Consider the following 20,026-nt stretch of genomic DNA (forward strand, 5'->3'; position numbering starts at 1 on the left):
CCAGGGCAATACCGCACAAAAACGCCTCCTGCACCCAACCGTGCAGAAGGCGTTCCCTTGTATCGTTTTACTTCGAGAACCGTCCGTCCTCGTCCTTGATCTTGCTCCACATATACCGCAGCATCCAGCCGTCGAAGTCGGTGATCTTCATGGCGGAGCCTGCCATCATCAGAGAATTTTCTCCGCCGGGGAAACCGCCGGGCGGGAAGCCGTTGGATTCGCCTTCGCCGCCGTAGAAGTCTGTCATGCCGAAGCCGTGACCGATCTCATGTTCCAGCACGTGAATGCCTGTGCCGTCCAGCATGTTGAGGTACGCTGTATCCGAAAGTCGCTGTCCCCAGTCACCGCCGCAGCCGCCGATGTTCGGGAAGCCCTGTGTGCCCCACAGGTACATATCAAAGCGGCTGTCCAGCCCGTTGGGGTAGACATAGCTGCTGTCTGCAAAGTGGGCAAAACGGGAGATTTCCGACGGGGCACTGGGCAGCTTATCCGGAATGGTATCCACGCCGTTGGAGGTGTCATAGGTGCTGTCATAGTCGGAGATCAGGTTGTCATAGACAACTTCGTCCGGCTGCAGGTCTTGCAGAACGGATTTGTCCAGCACTGCCCAGCCTACAATTTTTACGTCCACGTGGTCATACTTCCAGCCGTCCCAGCCCTTGAGCCAGTCGTTCCAGCCGTTGATGCTGTCGCTGACCAGCTTTTCAAACTGCTGCCGCTGTTCCAGTGTCAGCGTCCGGTAGGACTGCCACCGTACCACATAGTTGATCGTACCGTTTCCGGCATCGATCTGGTCAAAAATGGTGTTTCGCCGTTCCGTGGACTTTTCCGCAGTAATGCGGTTGTTCCAGATCCAGTCTGCCGCATAGGTGTAATCTGACGGAAAATCCGCCATAGTCAGCTCCTGACGGGGTGCTTCTGTGGTGGTAGTCACTGTCGTTTCCGTCGTTGTCGTTGTAGTCGTAGATTTCTCTGTAGTCGTGGTGACAACCGGTTCCGTCGGCTCTGGTGCCGGCGGCACGATCGTACATGCCGGCACGGAAACCGGTGCAAGCGAAACAGATTCTCCCAGCAGATACTGCTGGAGCAGTTTCACATCAGCAGCATCTAAAACACCGTCTCCGTTGGCATCGCCCACAGCCTGCTGCATAAAGCTGACCTGTGGCTGTTCCACTGCCTGCCGCAGCTGCACCAGATCGGTGCCGTCCACAACACCATCATCGTTCCAGTCGCCCATGTGCAGATCGGTCACTGCCTGCGGTGTCACCTGTGCATAGACCGGCGACTGCACACCGCTGCGGAATCCCCGCAGATAGCCGTCCTCTCCGAATTCAAACTGCCCCGCATTTGTGGAGATCTCCAGCCTGTTTTTCTTTGTGTTTTCTGTCAGATAGTATTCGCCTTGGGACAGTGCGGATTTGATCGTAACGCCCAAGTTGGTTTCCGTGAAATACCACGTGTTGTAGGGTGCTGCACCGTCTGCCTCATAAAAGCCGACCTGTATACCCTCGCCCTCGGTGCCGCCCAGCACACTCAGATAGCGGCCGGTGCTGTCCTGTAGCATGTATCCCGTCCAGGTGTTGTACGATTCCGATGATACTGCGATCACCGGAACGGACACTGCCCCCAGAACTGCCGCAGTCAGGGCAGCCGCACAGCGTCGCAGCGTTTGTTTCTTCTTCATACTCAAATTCCTCCCGAACCGAAACGCCTTTCGGTTCTGCTCTCGGAGCGATCGCAGCACTGCACACGCTCCCATCTCTGATTTCCAATAGGTCTATTATAGCACATCAGAATCATAAATACAACAATTATTTTCTATAATGAGGAATATTTTTATTGAAAGAACACATCTGCAATAACTCTGACAACCTGCCTCTTTTCAATCGCCCTTGGCAATTTCACCGGAAATCTGCATGAAATCTCGTACAAATTGCGGATTGCACCCATGCAGTATTTCATGTTATAATAATAGTATATATAAAGCGGCACTGTATCAGACGAAATTTGCGTCATGCTGTTGTGAGCTTGTGTAAGACAGGAGAACGTTTATGAAGAAAAGTGCAAGAATCGCCCTGCACTGTCTGCTGGCAATGGTACTCACCGTACCGCTGGCGGCATGCGGTTCGGATACCAAAGATACCACCCCGAAAAAAGATATGTCCACCAACACGCGGGAACAGCTGGCAGAATTGTCCAAGTCGGACGAACGGCTCACCGGTGAGCTGGAAAACAAGACGATCAAGTGGATGTCAGACTGGGACATCAACTCCGACGATACCGGAAAGACCACGCCCATCGAACTGGCAGTGTTTCAGGAACGCTACGGCGGACAGATTGAGTTCCACCAGACCACCTATGGTGCACGGTACGACAACCTCGCCAACGCCATTAACAGCGATGAGGGCATCGACTTTTTCTACGGCGGCAACTGGGACGCATTCCCCAAGGGTGCTGTCCGCGGCATGTTTGTCCCCTATGATGATTACATTGATCTGGACTCCGACCTGTGGAAAGACGTAAAGGCTGCCAATGATGCCATGGTCTGGAACGACAAGCACTACATGGCAATCGTAGAAGTCACCGGCGACCAGTGTGCCATTATCTACAACCGCAAGACTATGGACGAAAACGGTCTGGACGATCCCGCAGAACTGTTTGAAAAAGGCAAGTGGGACTGGGACGCTTTCGAGGATATGCTCTCGGAATTCGTAGACACCTCTGACGAACGCTACGGCATCGACAGCTGGTATTTCGAATCCGGTCTGTCCGCCTCCACCGGTGTTCCCTATATCGGACTGGAAAACGGCAAGCTGGTGAACAACCTGCGGAACGAAGCCATTGAAGATTACCAGAACTGGATGTACGGGCTGTGGCAGTCGGACTATATCGCTCTGGGTGTCGGCGACTACGGCTGGACCTCGCGGGACTACTACATCGGCGAGGGCAAGCTACTGTTCTACCCCTGCGGGCTGTGGGCACTGGGCACCGAAAAATCCCAGTGGTCCAAGACGTTCGGCGAGGACGTATTCTTTGTACCGGTGCCGAAGTACGACAAGGCAGACGAATACTATATCCCCACCAGTGTCAACGCCTACTGCTTCGTCAAGGGCGGACACAATCCGGAGGGCGTGGGCAAGTTCCTCGACTGCTTCCGGTTCAGCAAGATCAGCGACGGTGCACAGGAGATCAGCGATGAACAGTTCGTCAAGGACTACGAGTGGACCGACGAAATGATCGAGATGAAAAACAAAATGAACGAAATGGCTCTGGCGAATCCGGTATTCGACTACTACAACGGCATTTCCTCCGATGTCACCGACATTCTGGACAGCAGCGTCAACGGCATTCGTGCCACTTCCCGCGGAATTCCGTGGAACGAATCTGTCAACGCGATCTATGACCAGACACAGAACTTCATTGATGAGGTCAACGAAAAGAACGCTGCTGAATAATCCCCTAGTAAACCATAACAACTCTGAAATATTGCAAACAACCGCCGACAGAAGATTTCCTCTGCCGGCGGTTGTTTTTCCACAAAAAAGCCGGAACACAGGTGAACCCCATGTTCCGGCTTTCTGTATGCGATTAAATTGTCAGAGAAGTTCTCTCACAGTTTTTCTTAGTACATACCGCCCATGCCGCCTGCTGCCGGAGCTGCTGCTGCCGGTTCTTCCTTCGGAATGTTTGCAACGGCACTCTCGGTAGTCAGAACCATAGAAGCGATCGATGCAGCGTTCTGCAGAGCACTTCTGGTGACCTTGGTCGGGTCTACGATACCATTGCTCATCATATCGCAATAGGTTTCGTTGTATGCATCGAAGCCATAGCCAACCTTGCGGCTGCGGCGAATCTTATCCACGATGATGCTGCCTTCCAAACCAGCATTTGCAGCGATCTGACGAAGCGGAGCTTCCAGTGCACGGAGTACGATCTTTGCACCGGTCTTTTCATCGCCGTCCAAAGACGGAACCAGCTTTTCTACTGCCGGAATTGCATTGATCAGTGCAGTACCGCCGCCGGCAACGATGCCTTCTTCTACAGCTGCCTTGGTTGCAGACAGAGCGTCTTCGATCCGCAGCTTCTTTTCCTTCATTTCAACTTCTGTTGCAGCACCGACCTTGATGACTGCTACACCGCCGGACAGCTTACCGATACGTTCCTGCATCTTTTCCTTGTCGAAATCAGAAGTGGAAGCAGCGATCTGGTTCTTGATCTCTGCGATTCTCTCCTCGATTGCTTCCGAAGTGCCTGCACCGCCGACCAGAATGGTGTTTTCCTTGTCGATCACTGCCTGACTAACCTTACCCAGCATCTCAATGTTTGCATCAGCCAGTTCCATGCCCAGATCAGAAGACAGAACAGTACCGCCGGTCAGGATCGCAATATCCTGCAGCATTTCCTTTCTTCTGTCGCCGAAGCCCGGAGCCTTGACAGCTGCACACTTAAAGGTACCGCGGAGGTTGTTCAGGATAATGGTAGTCAGAGCCTCACCCTCAATGTCCTCTGCGATGATCAGCAGCTTCTTGCCCATCTTGACGATCTGTTCCAGCATCGGCAGAATGTCCTGAATGTTGCTGATGGTCTTATCGGTGATGAATACCAGGGCATCATCATAAACGACCTTCATCTTCTCACGGTCGGTAATCATGTACGGGGACATGTAACCGCGGTCGAACTGCATGCCTTCTACGACTTCGCTGTAGGTTTCCGCAGTCTTGCCTTCTTCAATGGTGATAACGCCGTCGGTAGAAACCTTTTCCATTGCCTCTGCGATCAGCTTGCCGACATTTTCATCTGCGGAAGAAATGGTAGCAACTCTTGCAATATCCTCTGTGCCGTTAACGACCTTGGAATTTTCCTGAATGACCTTTACCGCAGTGTTCACTGCCTTTGCGATACCCTTGCGGAGCACCATGGGGTTTGCACCGGCAGCGATGTTCTTTGCACCTTCGTGAATGATTGCCTGTGCCAGAACGGTTGCGGTTGTGGTGCCGTCACCGGCAGCATCATTGGTCTTGGTAGCAACTTCGCGAACCAGCTGTGCACCCATGTTTTCAAACGGGTCTTCCAGTTCGATGTCCTTTGCGATCGTCACGCCGTCATTGGTTACCAGCGGAGCACCGAATTCGCGGTCCAGAACCACGTTTCTGCCCTTCGGTCCCAGTGTGATCTTTACGGTGTCTGCCAGCTTGTCGATACCGGCGATCAGTCCGTTTCTTGCGTCTGCATTGTACTTAATATCCTTTGCCATAGGTCAAAACTCCTTTTCTCTGTTGTGGAATCGTTCTTGTGGGATCACTTATTCTGTGATGCCCAGAATCTCGCTCTCATATACCAGTGTCAGTTCCTCGCCGTCCAGCTTGACGGTCTGACCTGCACTGTGGCTGATCAAAACGGTATCGCCAACCTTAACTTCCATGGGAACGCGTGTGCCGTTCGGGGAGAACTTGCCTTCGCCGCATGCAACGACCTTGCCCTTTGCGGGAACGCCTGCCGGATTCTTGGTCGCCAGTACCAGACCGCCTACGGTCTTTTCTTCTTCTTTTTCTACTTTAATCAGTACTCTGTCTGCCAACGGTTTCATTGTCATGATCCATTCCTCCTGCAACATAACATTATCACTTGTTTTCGAAATGTGTTAGCACTCAATATTCCCGAGTGCTAATATCTATTTTACCAACTTTTCAGAAAAAATCAAGGGCTTTTGTGCGATTTTCCGGAAATTCAGACATTTTCACAAAAAAGAAATCTTTCCCACGCCAAAACAACAGCAACTTCCACAAATACCCTGCCATGAAATCTTGAAAAAACAGCTGTAAATCTGTTTCCATGCAAAAATAAACTAACAAATACACGTGTAGAAATCACTATCTTCACATTTTACAATTTAAACATAATTGAGAAATAAAATATACACCTATCAATCACAGTGCTATAGTATAATAATATTGCAAGAATGTGACAGCGACCGACGGAATTTCCGCGGTCCTGCCGGAAGCAGCTCTGCTTCTCTTTTGTATAACCCCCAATATTCGTACAAAAAAAGAAGCGAAAAAACAAATCTATTCTGAATTATGAGGAAGGCGTGAAAAATCATGGCATTGGAAAAAGTTCTTGTTGTTGATGATGACCCGAATATTTGTGACGTACTGCGGATGTATCTGGAAAATGAAGGATACAGTGTAATTCTGGCATACGATGGTGAAGAGGCTCTGGTAAAGTTTAATGCACTGAAGCCGGACATCATTCTGCTGGACGTAATGCTGCCCACTCTGGACGGCTGGCAGGTTTGCCGAGAAGTCCGCAAGAAGTCCAGCGTGCCGATCATCATGATTACCGCAAAGGGCGACACCTTTGATAAGGTACTGGGTCTGGAACTGGGTGCAGACGACTATATCGTAAAGCCGTTCGACACCAAGGAAGTTATTGCACGTATCAAGGCAATTGCAAGACGTGTGGGCAATTCTCCGGAGGAATCCGAAGTCAAGGAAGTTCGCTATGACAAGCTGTCCGTAAACATGACCCGTTATGAACTGCGTGTAGACGGCAAGGTCGTAGACACCCCGCCGAAAGAACTGGAACTGCTGTTCTATCTGGCATCGAACCCGAACCGTGTATACACCCGTGACCAGCTGCTGGACGAAGTATGGGGCTTTGAGTACTATGGCGACTCCCGTACCATTGATGTCCACATCAAGCGTCTGCGTGAAAAGCTGGAAGGCGTTTCCGACAAGTGGTCTTTGAAGACCGTCTGGGGTGTCGGCTATAAGTTTGAGTCTGAAGAAGAAGACTAAGTCCCGTGGAAAAAGCAGAACAAAGTCGAAAAAAAAGCCACCACTGGCTTCGCATCTGGAGAGCCTTCTTGATCCGGCTGCTGCTGGTCGCTGTAGTTCTCATTATTACGGTAACTGCACTGTCCGGTTATGCGATCTCCAAGTACAAGCAGGATTATTACAGTAATTCCATGCGTGTCTGCGATATTATGGCGAAGGATTTCACCGAATACAACGCCCAGAACCCACAGCTGGATCTCTGGCAGGAGTATATTCCGAAAAGTGTGAATAAAGTTGCCGAACAGATGCACGTTTTTCTGTACGTGTTCAATGCAGACGGCAGCTGCCGGATCGCAAGCAGCAACAGCAGCATCGCGGCAGCAGACCTGACCCTGAACAACGAAATGCTGGCGGGCATACGGAAAGGCGGCGAATACCTGACGGACAAAGCCTCCGGCAAGATCGATCATTCGATCGTAGAGCCGATGCTCACCCGCGGATTCACATTCACCCTGACGGAAAACGGCGTAGAAGCCACTTATTATCTGTTTGGTGCATCATACACCAAGCCTTTGAATCTGTATACCACACATCTCTTTTTGTTTATGGCGATCCTGTCGTTTACACTGCTGCTGATTGCGGGCGTTCTGATCTTTTATCAGGTATGGCGAGGCAATTCGCAGCTGGAACAGCTGGAAGCTGCATTGCAGCGTTATGCACAGGGCAACTACAGCCAGCCCATTCCTGTGGAGCAGTACACCAGTTCCAATCTGGAACTGATCGCCGCACTCAGTGCACAGATCGGCAGTCAGTCCGGACGGGCAGAAGAATCCAGCCGCCAGTTTGTGTCCAACGTTTCTCACGAACTGCGTACTCCGATGACCATTATCAGCGGGTTCGTAGAGGGCATTCTGGACGGCACTGTTCCCAAGAACAAACGCATGGAATATCTCTCTATTGTGTCGCAGGAAGTCCAGCGGCTGAAAATGCTGGTCACTTCCATGCTGAATCTGACAAAGTTTGATGCCGGCACCATTCAGCTGAATTACCGTATGTTTATCCTGAACGACACTGCATTCCGGACGATTCTGATGTTTGAAAACCGACTGGAAAAGCGGCATATTTCCGTAGAGGGACTGGACGGCGAGCCGATTCGCGTCTGTGCTGATCCGGATCTGATCGGACAGGTGGTCTACAATCTGGTGGAGAACGCCGTGAAGTTCGTCAACGACGGCGGCACGATCTCGTTCACCTTTGCAGACGAGGAAGACTGCTGGGTATTTGCAGTACGCAATACCGGAAACGGTATTTCCAAAGAAGAACTGCCGAAAATCTTTGAACGATTCTACAAGTCCGATGCCTCCCGCAGTCAGGACAAAACCGGACTGGGGCTGGGGCTGGATATTACGAAAAAAATCATTCACCTGCACCACGCACAGATCAGTGTCCGCAGTGAGGAACATGCCTATACGGAGTTCGAAGTGCGTTTGCCGCACGTAGAGCCGCCGGAACAGGAACACGAATGATATAAGGCAATACCGCACAAAGAGCGTCTGGCGACTTTGCACGCCATCTGCTTGCAAATTTTCCGTCAGAGCCTGTTTCGTATCTTCCCGCACGCATCTTGCGTGCATATTTTCCGAGATATTTCGGGAAAATACTCGAAAATCCACAAAGGATTTTCTCCGTTTTTCCCTTCATCTCTCAAAAAATCTGACGACGCAATCTGCATACGTCAGATACGAAACAGACTCTCATATTTCACAAAAATGCTCGTGAATACAGCAAGTATTCACTCCGCTTTTTGTTTCATCTGACGAAAAATTTGACGACGCATCTGTCGCACAATCTTTGTGCGGTATTGCCATAATGAAACGATAAAAACGGACAGTGGCAAAGCGACAATCGCGGACACTGTCCGTTTTTTTGAAAGGAGCATTTTTGATGCAGGAGCCGTTCCCGAATTTTCCCACTGAGCCGCCGCAGAAGCCTGCCGGCGAACCGCTTCCCCCACAGGAAGAAACACCGGCACCGCCTACAGAACAGCCGGTTCCACCAGTGCAAAATCCATTACCGCCTGTACAGAACAAACCCGTTCCGCCAATGCAGAATCCATTACCGCCGGTACAGGGCATGCCGCAGAATAATCCGATTCCGCCAGTACAGAATCCATTACCGCCGGTACAGGACATGCCGCAGAATAATCCGGTTCCGCCTATGCAAAACCCAATTCCCAACTGGTACCAGAACCAGCAGCCCACCATGGGAAACTGGCAGATTCCGCCGCAGGTACCGCCTGCACCGCCGCAAAAACAGCCTCTGACACCGGAACAGAAAGACCGCCGCACAGCGTTCTGGCTGAAAATCGTAGCGGCTCTGCTGGCAGCCCTGCTGCTGTACTGTATCGGCAGCGATGTGGTTTCCTACCGCCGCGGCGGTGCTGCACCGGCTGCTGCCACAGCTTCGGACACTGACAGGGACGAAACCGCCGGCAGCAAGGTGATTATTCAGCAGCAGGATAAACCCGAACTGGATAAGAACGCAGAAAACACCGATGCAGATGGTGCCTACACCGTAGAGGGCGTTGCTTCTGTGGTGTGTCCCTCCATTGTGGAAATCGAAACCTACGGCGATGCCAAAGGCGAACAGCTTAGCGGCACCGGCTCCGGCATCATCTCCAGCGAGGACGGCTACATCATCACCAACGCCCACGTCCTGACTAACGGGAAGTCTTTCCGTGTCATCATGTCCGACGAAACGGAGTACCCTGCCACCGTCATCGGCAAGGACAACAAAACCGACCTTGCCGTTATCAAGATCGAGGGCAGCGACTTCCCTGCCGCCGTCATGGGCAATTCCGACGAGGTCGTTCTGGGCGAATCCGTTGTGGCGATCGGCAACCCCGCAGGGCTTTCCGGCTCTGTCACCAATGGCATTGTGTCCGGTCTGAACCGACAGATCCGCTCTGATGCCACCGGATTCGACATGAACTGTATCCAGACCAACGCCGCAATCAGTCCGGGCAACTCCGGCGGTGCACTGGTCAACATGTACGGGCAGGTCATCGGCATCACCTCCTCCAAATACGTCAGCTCCAGCTATGAGGGGCTGGGATTTGCCATTACCATTAACGAGGTGCTGCCCATTGTGCAGGATCTGATCGACAACGGCTATGTTGCCGACCGTGTGCGGGTAGGCATTACCTTTATTTCCCTGATCCCCGAAGAAGTCCGGCAGGGCTTTGCCGACGAGATCGGCATGAAAACCGTACCGGACAACCTGTCCGGCGTGTGGATCACGGAAATTGCAGATGACTGTGACATTGCCAGCACTGACCTGCAAGTGAATGATGTTATCGTATCGGTACAGGGCGAAGCCGTAGACGACTATGACTCCCTGAATGCCGCCATTGCCGGACTGAAAGGCGGTGACACCATAGAGGCACGCTGCCGCCGGTACCAGCCGGACGGAAACTTTGAGGAGTTCTCCATTCAGTGCAAGCTAATGGCAGACACCTCCGGAAACTATTAAGGCAATTTCATGTAAAAAAGCGTTCAGAGCAGATGAATGAACCTGCTCTGAACGCTTTTTGCATCTGATTCAGCCTTTGGCGAAATTCTTTGCCAACACTTTCATTATCGACAGACACAGCACATGTGCTCTGCCATTCTCACTGTCCGCGTTTCTGTGCCTTGTTCAGGAAACGTTCCGCATCGACCAGAAACCGCTTGTGCACGCCGGAACCGATCACGCCTACGCCGTCCTCTGCGGTAACGTGATAGGAGATCTCCCGCCCGTTGACACCGGTAATTTCTGCGGTAGCAGTTACCGTCAGCCCCACCGGCGTTGCCGCATCGTGGCTGATGTCCAGCTTGGTGCCTACGGTGGTTTCGCCCTCGCTGAGGAATGGAGCCACTGCATTGCAGGCTGCCTCCTCCATGAGGGCTGCCATCATCGGGGTGGCAAATACCGGCAGCGAGCCGCTTCCTACAGCAACTGCCAGATTGGTTTCATCTACCTGTACCGAGGCGGTTCCCTTGCTTCCAATTGTAATCGGTTCCATACATATTCTCCTTTAGTCCGAAGTCGTTTCCGTGGTTTCTTCTGTAGGATCCGGCAGCACATCTAAGGCACTGGGGGAAACGATGTCCCCAAGGATCCGGTCATAAGTCAGCGTATCCAGCTTTTTGTCTGCCTCCTGCATGGGCATGTAGTTGGTGGAGTACACCGGCTCAGTTTCCATTTCGTTCATCATAGTCTGGGTGAAGCTGTCACGGGGTGCATCGATCAGCTGCATCACCAGATACGGGGCATAGTATGTGGAAACCGCTTCCGACGGCAGCAAACTGGTGTTCAGTCCGTAGTTGTTCCACAGGATATACCGCTGTTCGTACAGGGTGCTGCAATTTTCGCTGGTGATGTTCAGCTGGCTGTAGATGCCGTCGTCCCCGCGGAGGGACGGGAAATGGTCACCCACAAACAGTACAATGGTCGGCTCGTCGATCTGGGAGAGCCGTTCCAGAAAGTCTGCCAGACCGTCTGCCGAATGCTGGATCCGGCTCAGGTAGTTGATAAATTCATCATCGCTGTCCCCGTCAGAATAGGGCTGATGGTTCTGCATGGTAGTGGCATGCACATACAGCGGCTCGTCAGTAGATGCGATCAGAGATTCGATCTGGTTGTACACCACATTGTCGTCGATATATTCCCCGTAGGTCGTTACCGGAACGGTGAAGTCATCTTCAAAAATCATCTGGTCAAAGTTGAACTGTCCATAGATACGTTTCCGGCTGTAGAAGCTGCTCTGGAATGGGTGCACATAGGCAGTGGAATAGCCCCAGCTTTTATAATATGCAGGCACTGTGGGCTGCTGCCGTTCCAGCATCATTCTCTGCGGCATGTTGGGGTCATTCAGGGACTTCACCGGCAGCCCGAACAGCAGTTCAAACTCTGTCCGTACCGTATAGCTGGCGTAAGTCGGCACGATCAGTGTTCCCTCTGTTCCCATAGAAGCGGCTTTGTCCAGTCCGGCATAATAGGGATCCAGATTCGTATAGCCCAGTTCCGACAGCTTATCGGAAAAGGCACGGAAATCCGCAAACGATTCCGACATGATCTCCACCACGTTGGGCTTCACGCCGTCATCGAAGTCCAGATCCGGCACTTCTGTTGCCAGATACTGCTTCACGGTGTCGCTGCTGTCCTCTTTATAATCCTCCGGCTCCTCCAGCTGGTTGGAGAGGTTCTCCGAACCCGTCTGCATAAAGAACGCCAGAAAACCGTTGTTGTCGAACTTTTCGTTCAGGATAAAGGTATTGTCTGCCTCTTTGGTGTCCAGCCGGAACAGGGCGTAAACCGGCTGGGAAATTGCCGGCACGGTAACGACCATGACGCAGGCGATCAGGCAAGCCAGACCGGGGGCAAGCCGTTTCCGCAGCTTCAGCCGCATTTTCAGTCTTGGGTTGAACCAGAATGCCAGCAGGATAAACGCGGCACAAATGGCAATGTACAAGACCAGCCTTGGCGTAATTTTGATATAGGCGAATGAAGTCAGACTTTTCAGACTGCGGAACAGCTTCATGTCTGTCATGATCAGGTGGTTGCCGTTGGTGTTGTACTTGAATAGTTCCGTAATACTGAGAGCCATATACAGGATACTTTCCAGCAGCATAGAGAACCAGCCCGACTTGAACAGGAGCAGTGCCCCGATAAAAATCAGTGCCGCGATCAGCACGTTAAACAGCATGATCGTGGGGTGGTTGGTGATGAACAGCACCAACTTACTGGGATATTTGTCCTGATTCAGTTCCGCCATGCACACGATGAAAATGGGATACAGCATCATCAGCAGCCGGTTGGTCATGGGATAACGCAGCGTATTGTAAGAACGTTTCTCATGCACGGAACAGAACCATGCACGCAGGGAAGAAAAGCGTGCATACCATGTCAATTGTTCTTTCATGTTTGTGAGATCACCTTTGTTTCAAAAAAGAATTGCAGAAGTCAGAATTTCCCTGATTTCTGCGGGATTGTCGTAACAATACTATAGCACAAACCCGCGGTTTTCGCAAGTATTCTCGCCAAAAACTCATGCAGTTTTCACGGAATTTGTGGATTTTATCGAAAAAGTCATGCCCCGAAAAAAGGTTTTGTGCAAGTTGCAGAGGGCAAATTTCCCGTATTTGGGTGAAAATCGACACTTCTCCTGCCGTCTGTCAGCCGCACCAGAAACCGCCGTTTACAGGAATATCCTGTCCGGTGATATACGCCGCCTGTTCGGACACCAGAAACCGCACGACATCTGCCACATCTTCCGGTTTTCCCAGCCGTCCCAGCGGTGTTTCCTCTGCCAGTTCGTCCAGTGTTTCCTGCGGCAGGTGGGACACCATATCCGTAGCGATCGTCCCCGGCGAAACGGCATTAACGCGAATGCCGGAGGGACCGACTTCCTTCGCCAGTGCACGGGTAAACGCCAGAATCGCCCCCTTGGTCACGGAGTAATCCACTTCACAGGAAGCTCCGGTTTCGCCCCACATGGAGGAAATATTGACGATACAGCCGGCATGGCGGGAGAGCATCGACGGCAGCAGCAGGCGGCTAAGTTCCACCGGAGCCGTCAGGTTCACCGCATAGAGCCGCCGCACCTGTTCCGGCGGCAGGCACTGGAACAGATTGATATACGAGCATGCGGCATTATTGACCAACACGTCCACATGTCCCAGATGTTCCAGCACGGTTTCCGCCAGTTCGGGCAGGGCATCGGTCTGTGACAGGTCGGCTGCAATGGGGATCACGCCGCAGGCGGCAGCCAGTTCTTCCATGGCATCGCGGCTATGGCAGTACACGCCAGCCACCTGATACCCGTCTGCTGCCAGACCCTTTGCCACAGCCGCCCCGATCCCGCGGGACGCACCAGTGACCAATGCTGTTTTCAGCATATGCAGCACCTCCGTTCCAAAAGTCTATTTTCCAGAAAAATTATAGCATGCACAAGAAAAAAAGTCAAGCGGCGGGCGGCGGGCGGCGGGTCGCCGCTGACCCTACGCCCCAATTTCAACTGTAAAAAGGGTAGTGTTACGGCGGGCAAGCCGCCTGTATGCCCCGCCGGGGGATTGCGGCGGGTCGCCGCTGACCCTACGCCCCAATTTCAACTGTAAAAAGAGTAGTGTTACGGCGGGCAAGCCGCCTGTATGCCCCGCCGGGGGATTTTTGTTGACAAAAATTCACAAGACAAAAAAGCCTCCCCTGAAAGGGGAGGCTTATATACCGCTTGCAAACGCCGCACAAAATAAAGTTGACCACCTGCACAAGCAGCACCTTAGAAAAACAACGTCACAACTACAGGCAAGGGCAACAACCGGCGTTGGCAAGCCCCAGGCGGACAGCGAGGTACGAGCGAATTCCGCCGGACGGTTTCGACATGGCTGCCCCAGAAAGTGCACTTCACGGAGGAACTCCCTGCCCGTTCGCCACACGCCCCGCATTTTCACCCGCTTACCGCAGCAAAACGACAAAAAAGTACAGCACCCTCTTGCACTTCCTGCCGTTCTGTGCTATACTATTAAGGCAATACCGCACAAATAGCGTCTGGCGACTTTGCACGCCATCTGCTTGCAAATTTCCCTTCAGAGCCTGTTTCGTATCTTCCCGCACGCATCTTGCGTGCATATTTTTCGAGATATTTCGGGAAAATACTCGAAAATCCACAAAGGATTTTCTCCGTTTTCCCCTTCATCTCTCAAAAAATCTGACGACGCAATCTGCATACGTCAGATACGAAACAGACTCTCATATTTCACAAAAATGCTCATGAATACATCCAGTATTCACTCCGCTTTTTGTTTCATCTGACGAAAAATTTGACGACGCATCTGTCGCACAATCTTTGTGCGGTATTGCCTTAAATTGTAAGAATACAAGGAAAATGTTTTCTCTAAGGAGGCATCACATATGGACGACAAGAAAATCGCACGCATCAACGAACTGGCGAAAAAATCCCGCACAGAAGAAGGGCTGACTCCTGCCGAACAGGAGGAGCAGAACGCTCTCCGGCTGGAGTACCGCCGTTCCGTCATCGGAAATCTGAAAGGACAGCTGGACAACACCGTTGTCATTCGTCCGGACGGTTCTTCCTACCGACCGGCAGACGCAGACAAGGACAAGTCTAAAAAATAAAGGAAGTACCTACATAAAGCTTGTGCGTAAGATGCTTGCAGATTGCGTGCAAAGCTGTCAGGCGGACTTTATGCAGTGTTGCCTAGGGCAACACCGTCAGGCGGGCTTTGTGCGGTGTTACCCTAGAGTTACAGCCGAAACTGACGGGGCAAAAATTCCCGCAGCTGGTATTCCCTGTCTGCCAGCACCACGGGAAATTCCGGCGGACAGAATTCCGCCAGCACCTGTAAACAGGCTCCGCAGGGCGGACAGGACTGGGTGCGGGCATTTTCTTCCGTCATGCCGCCTACAATGGCGATTTTCCGGAACTGTCGGAATCCGGCAGAAACTGCCCCGAAAATCGCACTGCGTTCGGCACACACCGTCAGCGAATAGGACGCGTTTTCGATATTACAGCCGGAAAAGCACTGTCCCTCCGCAGTAACCAGCACAGCTCCCACCTGAAAATGGGAATAGGGAGCATAGGCGTTTCTGCGGGCAGACAGAGCCTGCTGCAACAGTTCGGCATTATCAAAAGTGCTCATATCTGACATTGATTTTCCCTCCGGTATAACAAAAGCGAAGCCTTCGAAAAGACTTCGCTTTCCAGTATTTGAAAAATTGAAAGCAACTGATAAACGGCTTACTTCTGGATCATTGCCAGTGTGTCGCGAGCGATCAGCAGCTCCTCGTTTGTCGGGATTACCCAGACTTCTACCTTGGAATCCGGTGTGGAGATCTTCTTCAGCTCGCCCTTGAAATCGTTGGCAGCCTTGTCGATCTTGATGCCCAGATATTCCATGTTCTCGCAGACTTCCTCACGGCAATTCGGTGCATTTTCGCCGATACCGCCGGTGAAGATCACAGCGTCCAGACCGTTCATAGCTGCGGCATAGGCACCGATGTCCTTCTTGATGTCGTATACCAGCATATCCTTTGCCAGTGTTGCACGCTTGTCGCCTGCTTCTGCTGCTGCGGTGATGTCGCGGAAGTCAGAGGACTTACCGGAAATACCCAGCATACCGGACTTCTTGTTCATGTAGGTGTCCATTTCGGAAACGCCGAAGCCGTGCTTGCCTGCAACATAGGTAACAGCAGACGGGTCAACGGCACCACAGCGAGTACCCATCAGTACGCCGTCCAGCGGTGTGAAGCCCATGGTGGTATCTACAGACTTGCCGTCCTGTACTGCGGTAATGGAAGAACCATTGCCCAGATGACAGGAAACCACCTTCAGATCCTTCAGGTCCTTGCCCATAATTTCTGCCAGCTTGGCAGTGACAAAGCGATGAGAAGTGCCGTGGAAGCCATACTTACGAACATGGAACTGCTCGTAATCCTCATACGGAAAGCCATACATGAATGCCTTCTGCGGAATGGTCTGGTGGAATGCGGTGTCAAAAACAACGACCTGCGGCACGTTCGGCAGGATCTTGCGGCAAGCCCACAGAGCCAGTGCATGACCGTGGTTATGTACCGGAGCCAGTTCGCGGAGTTCGTCGATCTTTTCGATGATCTCATCGGTAACCAGAGTGGTCTTGGTGAACACTTCTGCACCCTGTACTACACGGTGACCAACTGCCGAAATTTCGTCCATGCTGGAGATCACAGCACCCTCGCCGGTAGTCAGTGCGTCTACCAGACAGGAAAATGCTTCTGCATGTGTCGGGAAATCGCAGTCCTTTTCCACCTTTACGCCGGAAGCGGTCTTGTGGCTCAGGTGACCATCGATACCGATACGGTCGCAGTTGCCCTTTGCGATGACAGACTCATCTTCCATATTGATGAGCTGATACTTCAGTGACGAGCTTCCTGCATTGACAACAAGAATAATCATAGGAAAATTTCTCCTTTTTCATTTTTGCGGCACCTGTCGGAACACATCGGAAAAGCAAACTCTGCCGGCGGCAGTACCTGCTTGCTTTTCCGATATGTCCCCGAAGCAGACCTCTGCCGCTGACATCATTTTTCGGACACCAGGAGTGTCCCATATATTATTATAAGCTTTTTTGCAAAAATTGCAAGGGGTTTCCGCAAATTCCCCGACCAATCATGCAATTTTCTCATTTTCTACAGCTTTTCGGGAGGTTCATACATGAAAATCAGTGGAATTATCTGTGAATACAATCCCCTGCACAACGGACACCTGTATCATCTGGAACAGGTTCGCCGCGGCGGTGCAGAGGGGATCGTTGCCGTCATGAGCGGCAACTTCGTCCAGCGTGGTGATGCTGCCCTGCTGGACAAGTTCACCCGTGCCCGTCTTGCCATTGAGGGCGGTGTCGATCTGGTGCTGGAACTGCCGGTGCCCTATGCTCTGGCTCCGGCGGAGAACTTCGCCATAGGCGGCGTGGCACTTCTGACGGCTCTGGGGAATGTGCAGGAGATCTCTTTCGGCAGCGAGTGCGGGGACATTCACCTGCTCTCACAGGCAGCACAGGCGTGTCAGGTCTGCAAGACAGACTACGCCGATGTCATGGACGATTTTCTCCGTTCCGGCTATTCCTATCCGGAGGTGCTCTCCCAGATGGTCGGGCAGCTCTACGGGGAAGAAACAGCTGCCGTGCTCCGCAGCCCCAACAACACCCTTGCCATTGCCTACCTCAACGCCATTGAAGAAATGGACAGTCCCCTGCAGCCCATGACCATTCCCCGCAAAGGAGCCGGACACAACAGCAGTCAGCCGGCACCGGACGGCACCGCCAGTGCCACCTATATCCGGCAGTTTTTTGCGGAGGGCGGCGACTGCCGGCGAATGATGCCCTCTTATGCATGGCATGCCCTGCGGGAAGCAAAACAGAACGGACACATCGCCTCTATGGAATATCTGGAACGGCTCATTCTGTACAAACTGCGTACCACCGATGCAGACGATCTCCACGACATTGCCGAGATCGGACAGGGACTGGAGCACCGTCTGTACAAGGCAAAGCGTTCCGCTTCGCTGGAAGAACTGTTACAGGCGATCCGCACCAAACGCTATCCCATGGCACGGCTGCGGCGGATCCTGCTGCACATTCTGCTGGACATCCGCACGGCAGACATCCAGAATTATCCGGCATACGGTCGGATTCTGGCGTTCAACGACACCGGACGGGAGATCCTGCGGGATTCCAAGAACAAGCGGCTGCTGCCCTTTTCCCACTCGCTGGCGGAACTGGCTCACACCAGTCCGGAGGCAGGACGCTGTGCGGCACTGGAATCACAGGCAACCGACATCTACCAGCTGGCACGACCGGTCATCGGACAGGGAGAATCCGATTTCCGGCGAAAGATCGTCACCTCCGGCGGTTCTCACCACGCGGAGGAGGAGAAGTAAGGGCAGATGCTGCCCAAACATTTTTACGTGTGTTCAAGGGCAATACCGCACAAAGATTGTGCGACAGATGCGTCGTCAAATTTTTCGTCAGATGAAACAAAAAGCGGAGTGAATACTTGATGTATTCACGAGCATTTTTGTGAAATATGACGGGAAATTTGCAAGCAGATGGCGTGCAAAGTCGCCAGACGCTCTTTGTGCGGTATTGCCCAAGAGGAACACAAGGGAAGAAGTATTATATTATGGCAAAAGTATCCAAAAAGCAGTTGGGACGGCGGAGGAGAACCGCATTGCTTCTGCTTCTGGCACTGATCGCGGCAGCAGTCTACCTGCTCTTTTTCCGGTCAGACAGCAGCAGAAACGTTCCTACAAAAGAAACCACCGCCGTACTGCAAAGCACGGCAATGACAGAAACGACTACTACCGAGGAGATCGGCGTGCTGTATCAGGGCACCATTCCGGTACAGACAGAACTCACCGTTCCCACCGAGCCGGCAGTGCTGACGGCTTCGCAGGTGGAACTGGACGCACAGCCGGTCCTGCAAAATCCGGAACTGCCTACCGGCTGCGAAGTGACCACACTGACGGCAGCACTGAACTATCTGGGCTACCCCGTGGACAAGCTCACCATGGCAGACCAGTATCTCACCCGTGCCGAGCCCTATCAGGCAACATTCGGGGAAGCCTTTATCGGCTCGCCCCACGATGCCAACGCGTGGGGCTGTTATGCACCGGTAATCGTGGAAACCGCACAGAAATACCTTGACGAACAGGGCAACGGCGAGGTGGCACAGAATCTCACAGGCTGTTCCCTGAAGACGCTGCTGTGGGAGGTGGCCAACGGCAATCCGGTCATCACGTGGGTGACGATCAACCTCACCAGCCGCGTGGAAGAACGCTACTACTGGACAACACCCAAGGGAGAAGATGCGGTATTCCTCATCAACGAGCACTGTGTCCTGCTCTGTGGCTACGACCTGAACGCCAATACGGTTACCGTCTGCGACCCGCTGGAGGGCAAAATCCAGTACGACATGGACAAGTTCGAGAACCGCTACCAGCTGGTCTATCAGCAGGCAGTGGTGCTCCGGAAGCCGGAGAGCCTGACGGGGACAGAAACGGAAACGGAAACGACGGAAATGTTTGTGCAATGAAGAATCCAAAAAATATGCCAAGCCGAAAGCCAAACCGATTAAAGGGGTTTGATTATGCGGAATTTGGGGCTTATTTCATCACAATTTGTGTAAAAGACCGAACACCACTATTGGGAAATATTGTGTTGGAAAATGATTTGGAATCACCTCAAGTAAGCCTTTCTGCCTATGGCAAAATAACCGAGTTCTATCTCAAACGGATTGCGGGAATTGATAAGTATGTCATCATGCCTGACCATATCCACATGATTTTGTTAAAGTGGGACATTCCTGAAAAGGAACCCCGCGGGGCGATGTGGGCATCGCCCCCTACAAAATCCTCAACAACGATCTCACAGGACATTCGATCTTTTAAAATCCTTGTCACGAAACAAATAGGATTTTCTATCTGGCAGCGTTCTTTTTATGACCGCATTCTTCGGAACGACAAGGAATATGAACAGGTTTGGGATTACATCGAAAACAATCCGCTTCTTTGGCTGGAAGGCAAAGATCATTTCTACGGAATGTACTGATTTCCGGCAGCTGTAGGGGGCGATGCCCACATCGCCCCGCAGTACCACCTCAAAAATCACCCTGCAAATCCAAATCCCCAAACAAAACCAATCTCGCAACAGGAGGTA

The 20,026-nt window shown here is 52.2% G+C and carries 16 protein-coding genes; 8 read left to right on the plus strand and 8 right to left on the minus strand.

Going from position 1 to position 20,026, the window contains the following annotated elements; genetic code table 11:
• Positions 1 to 67 precede the first annotated feature (67 nt).
• Positions 68 to 1,684, minus strand: coding sequence for a dockerin type I repeat-containing protein (locus tag DXB92_RS01640; RefSeq protein WP_117732022.1), 1,617 nt, complete (start codon positions 1,682 to 1,684; stop codon positions 68 to 70).
• A gap of 367 nt (positions 1,685 to 2,051) precedes the next feature.
• On the opposite strand from DXB92_RS01640, the gene DXB92_RS01645 reads away from it, so the two are divergent.
• Positions 2,052 to 3,455, plus strand: a complete 1,404-nt coding sequence (locus tag DXB92_RS01645) for an ABC transporter substrate-binding protein (RefSeq protein ID WP_021680815.1) — start codon at positions 2,052 to 2,054, stop codon at positions 3,453 to 3,455.
• A 167-nt stretch (positions 3,456 to 3,622) separates the two neighbouring features.
• Here the strand turns inward: DXB92_RS01645 and groL are convergent, their stop codons facing one another.
• A complete protein-coding gene (groL, locus tag DXB92_RS01650) occupies positions 3,623 to 5,254 on the minus strand; it encodes a chaperonin GroEL (protein ID WP_021680814.1) in 1,632 nt (543 codons plus the stop codon).
• Between the two features lie 48 nt (positions 5,255 to 5,302).
• A complete protein-coding gene (locus DXB92_RS01655; protein ID WP_040646611.1) occupies positions 5,303 to 5,593 on the minus strand; it encodes a co-chaperone GroES in 291 nt (96 codons plus the stop codon).
• A gap of 505 nt (positions 5,594 to 6,098) precedes the next feature.
• Between DXB92_RS01655 and DXB92_RS01660 the strand changes: the two genes are divergently transcribed.
• The 3 genes from DXB92_RS01660 to DXB92_RS01670 all read left to right on the plus strand — a co-directional run bounded on the left by DXB92_RS01660 (position 6,099) and on the right by DXB92_RS01670 (position 10,307).
• Entirely contained in the window at positions 6,099 to 6,797 is a 699-nt protein-coding gene (locus tag DXB92_RS01660; RefSeq protein ID WP_021680810.1) for a response regulator transcription factor, read from the plus strand.
• A gap of 5 nt (positions 6,798 to 6,802) precedes the next feature.
• Positions 6,803 to 8,302 (plus strand): HAMP domain-containing sensor histidine kinase, encoded by a 1,500-nt coding sequence (locus DXB92_RS01665; RefSeq protein WP_021680809.1) that lies wholly within the window; start codon positions 6,803 to 6,805, stop codon positions 8,300 to 8,302.
• Between the two features lie 418 nt (positions 8,303 to 8,720).
• Entirely contained in the window at positions 8,721 to 10,307 is a 1,587-nt protein-coding gene (locus DXB92_RS01670; protein ID WP_117732024.1) for a trypsin-like peptidase domain-containing protein, read from the plus strand.
• Positions 10,308 to 10,446: 139 nt separating this feature from the next.
• Here DXB92_RS01670 and DXB92_RS01675 read toward each other — a convergent pair whose 3' ends face one another.
• The 3 genes from DXB92_RS01675 to DXB92_RS01685 all read right to left on the minus strand — a co-directional run bounded on the left by DXB92_RS01675 (position 10,447) and on the right by DXB92_RS01685 (position 13,714).
• Positions 10,447 to 10,839, minus strand: a complete 393-nt coding sequence (locus DXB92_RS01675; protein WP_117732026.1) for a thioesterase family protein — start codon at positions 10,837 to 10,839, stop codon at positions 10,447 to 10,449.
• 12 nt (positions 10,840 to 10,851) lie between these two features.
• The gene (locus DXB92_RS01680; protein ID WP_117732028.1) at positions 10,852 to 12,738 is read right to left on the minus strand and encodes an LTA synthase family protein; all 1,887 of its coding nucleotides are present in this window, start codon (positions 12,736 to 12,738) and stop codon (positions 10,852 to 10,854) included.
• A gap of 253 nt (positions 12,739 to 12,991) precedes the next feature.
• Positions 12,992 to 13,714, minus strand: coding sequence for an SDR family oxidoreductase (locus DXB92_RS01685; protein WP_117732030.1), 723 nt, complete (start codon positions 13,712 to 13,714; stop codon positions 12,992 to 12,994).
• Between the two features lie 1,012 nt (positions 13,715 to 14,726).
• On the opposite strand from DXB92_RS01685, the gene DXB92_RS01690 reads away from it, so the two are divergent.
• A complete protein-coding gene (locus tag DXB92_RS01690) occupies positions 14,727 to 14,951 on the plus strand; it encodes a DUF896 domain-containing protein (protein WP_117732032.1) in 225 nt (74 codons plus the stop codon).
• 128 nt (positions 14,952 to 15,079) lie between these two features.
• Here the strand turns inward: DXB92_RS01690 and DXB92_RS01695 are convergent, their stop codons facing one another.
• The gene (locus DXB92_RS01695; protein ID WP_242986583.1) at positions 15,080 to 15,484 is read right to left on the minus strand and encodes a cytidine deaminase; all 405 of its coding nucleotides are present in this window, start codon (positions 15,482 to 15,484) and stop codon (positions 15,080 to 15,082) included.
• An 89-nt stretch (positions 15,485 to 15,573) separates the two neighbouring features.
• Entirely contained in the window at positions 15,574 to 16,767 is a 1,194-nt protein-coding gene (locus DXB92_RS01700) for an acetate kinase (protein ID WP_021683275.1), read from the minus strand.
• A 258-nt stretch (positions 16,768 to 17,025) separates the two neighbouring features.
• On the opposite strand from DXB92_RS01700, the gene DXB92_RS01705 reads away from it, so the two are divergent.
• The 3 genes from DXB92_RS01705 to DXB92_RS01715 all read left to right on the plus strand — a co-directional run bounded on the left by DXB92_RS01705 (position 17,026) and on the right by DXB92_RS01715 (position 19,918).
• Positions 17,026 to 18,249 (plus strand): nucleotidyltransferase family protein, encoded by a 1,224-nt coding sequence (locus DXB92_RS01705; RefSeq protein ID WP_117732034.1) that lies wholly within the window; start codon positions 17,026 to 17,028, stop codon positions 18,247 to 18,249.
• A 242-nt stretch (positions 18,250 to 18,491) separates the two neighbouring features.
• Positions 18,492 to 19,403: a C39 family peptidase gene (locus DXB92_RS01710; protein ID WP_181976845.1), complete on the plus strand. Its 912-nt coding sequence runs from the start codon at positions 18,492 to 18,494 to the stop codon at positions 19,401 to 19,403.
• Positions 19,400 to 19,918 (plus strand): transposase, encoded by a 519-nt coding sequence (locus tag DXB92_RS01715; RefSeq protein WP_117732037.1) that lies wholly within the window; start codon positions 19,400 to 19,402, stop codon positions 19,916 to 19,918. The genes DXB92_RS01710 and DXB92_RS01715 overlap by 4 nt, the downstream gene beginning before the upstream one ends.
• Positions 19,919 to 20,026: the final 108 nt, after the last annotated feature.

This window comes from Ruminococcus sp. OM06-36AC (assembly GCF_003438725.1).
GTDB lineage: Bacteria > Bacillota > Clostridia > Oscillospirales > Ruminococcaceae > Ruminococcus_C > Ruminococcus_C callidus.

Coding starts and splice junctions, on each gene's coding strand:
- DXB92_RS01710 (WP_181976845.1), top strand. CDS start 18,492: ATGGCAAAAGTATCCAAAAAGCAGTTGGGACGGCGGAGGAGAACCGCA.
- DXB92_RS01655 (WP_040646611.1), bottom strand. CDS start 5,593: ATGACAATGAAACCGTTGGCAGACAGAGTACTGATTAAAGTAGAAAAA.
- DXB92_RS01715 (WP_117732037.1), top strand. CDS start 19,400: ATGAAGAATCCAAAAAATATGCCAAGCCGAAAGCCAAACCGATTAAAG.
- DXB92_RS01700 (WP_021683275.1), bottom strand. CDS start 16,767: ATGATTATTCTTGTTGTCAATGCAGGAAGCTCGTCACTGAAGTATCAG.
- DXB92_RS01685 (WP_117732030.1), bottom strand. CDS start 13,714: ATGCTGAAAACAGCATTGGTCACTGGTGCGTCCCGCGGGATCGGGGCG.
- groL (WP_021680814.1), bottom strand. CDS start 5,254: ATGGCAAAGGATATTAAGTACAATGCAGACGCAAGAAACGGACTGATC.
- DXB92_RS01670 (WP_117732024.1), top strand. CDS start 8,721: ATGCAGGAGCCGTTCCCGAATTTTCCCACTGAGCCGCCGCAGAAGCCT.
- DXB92_RS01640 (WP_117732022.1), bottom strand. CDS start 1,684: ATGAAGAAGAAACAAACGCTGCGACGCTGTGCGGCTGCCCTGACTGCG.
- DXB92_RS01680 (WP_117732028.1), bottom strand. CDS start 12,738: ATGAAAGAACAATTGACATGGTATGCACGCTTTTCTTCCCTGCGTGCA.
- DXB92_RS01695 (WP_242986583.1), bottom strand. CDS start 15,484: ATGTCAGATATGAGCACTTTTGATAATGCCGAACTGTTGCAGCAGGCT.
- DXB92_RS01660 (WP_021680810.1), top strand. CDS start 6,099: ATGGCATTGGAAAAAGTTCTTGTTGTTGATGATGACCCGAATATTTGT.
- DXB92_RS01705 (WP_117732034.1), top strand. CDS start 17,026: ATGAAAATCAGTGGAATTATCTGTGAATACAATCCCCTGCACAACGGA.
- DXB92_RS01690 (WP_117732032.1), top strand. CDS start 14,727: ATGGACGACAAGAAAATCGCACGCATCAACGAACTGGCGAAAAAATCC.
- DXB92_RS01645 (WP_021680815.1), top strand. CDS start 2,052: ATGAAGAAAAGTGCAAGAATCGCCCTGCACTGTCTGCTGGCAATGGTA.
- DXB92_RS01675 (WP_117732026.1), bottom strand. CDS start 10,839: ATGGAACCGATTACAATTGGAAGCAAGGGAACCGCCTCGGTACAGGTA.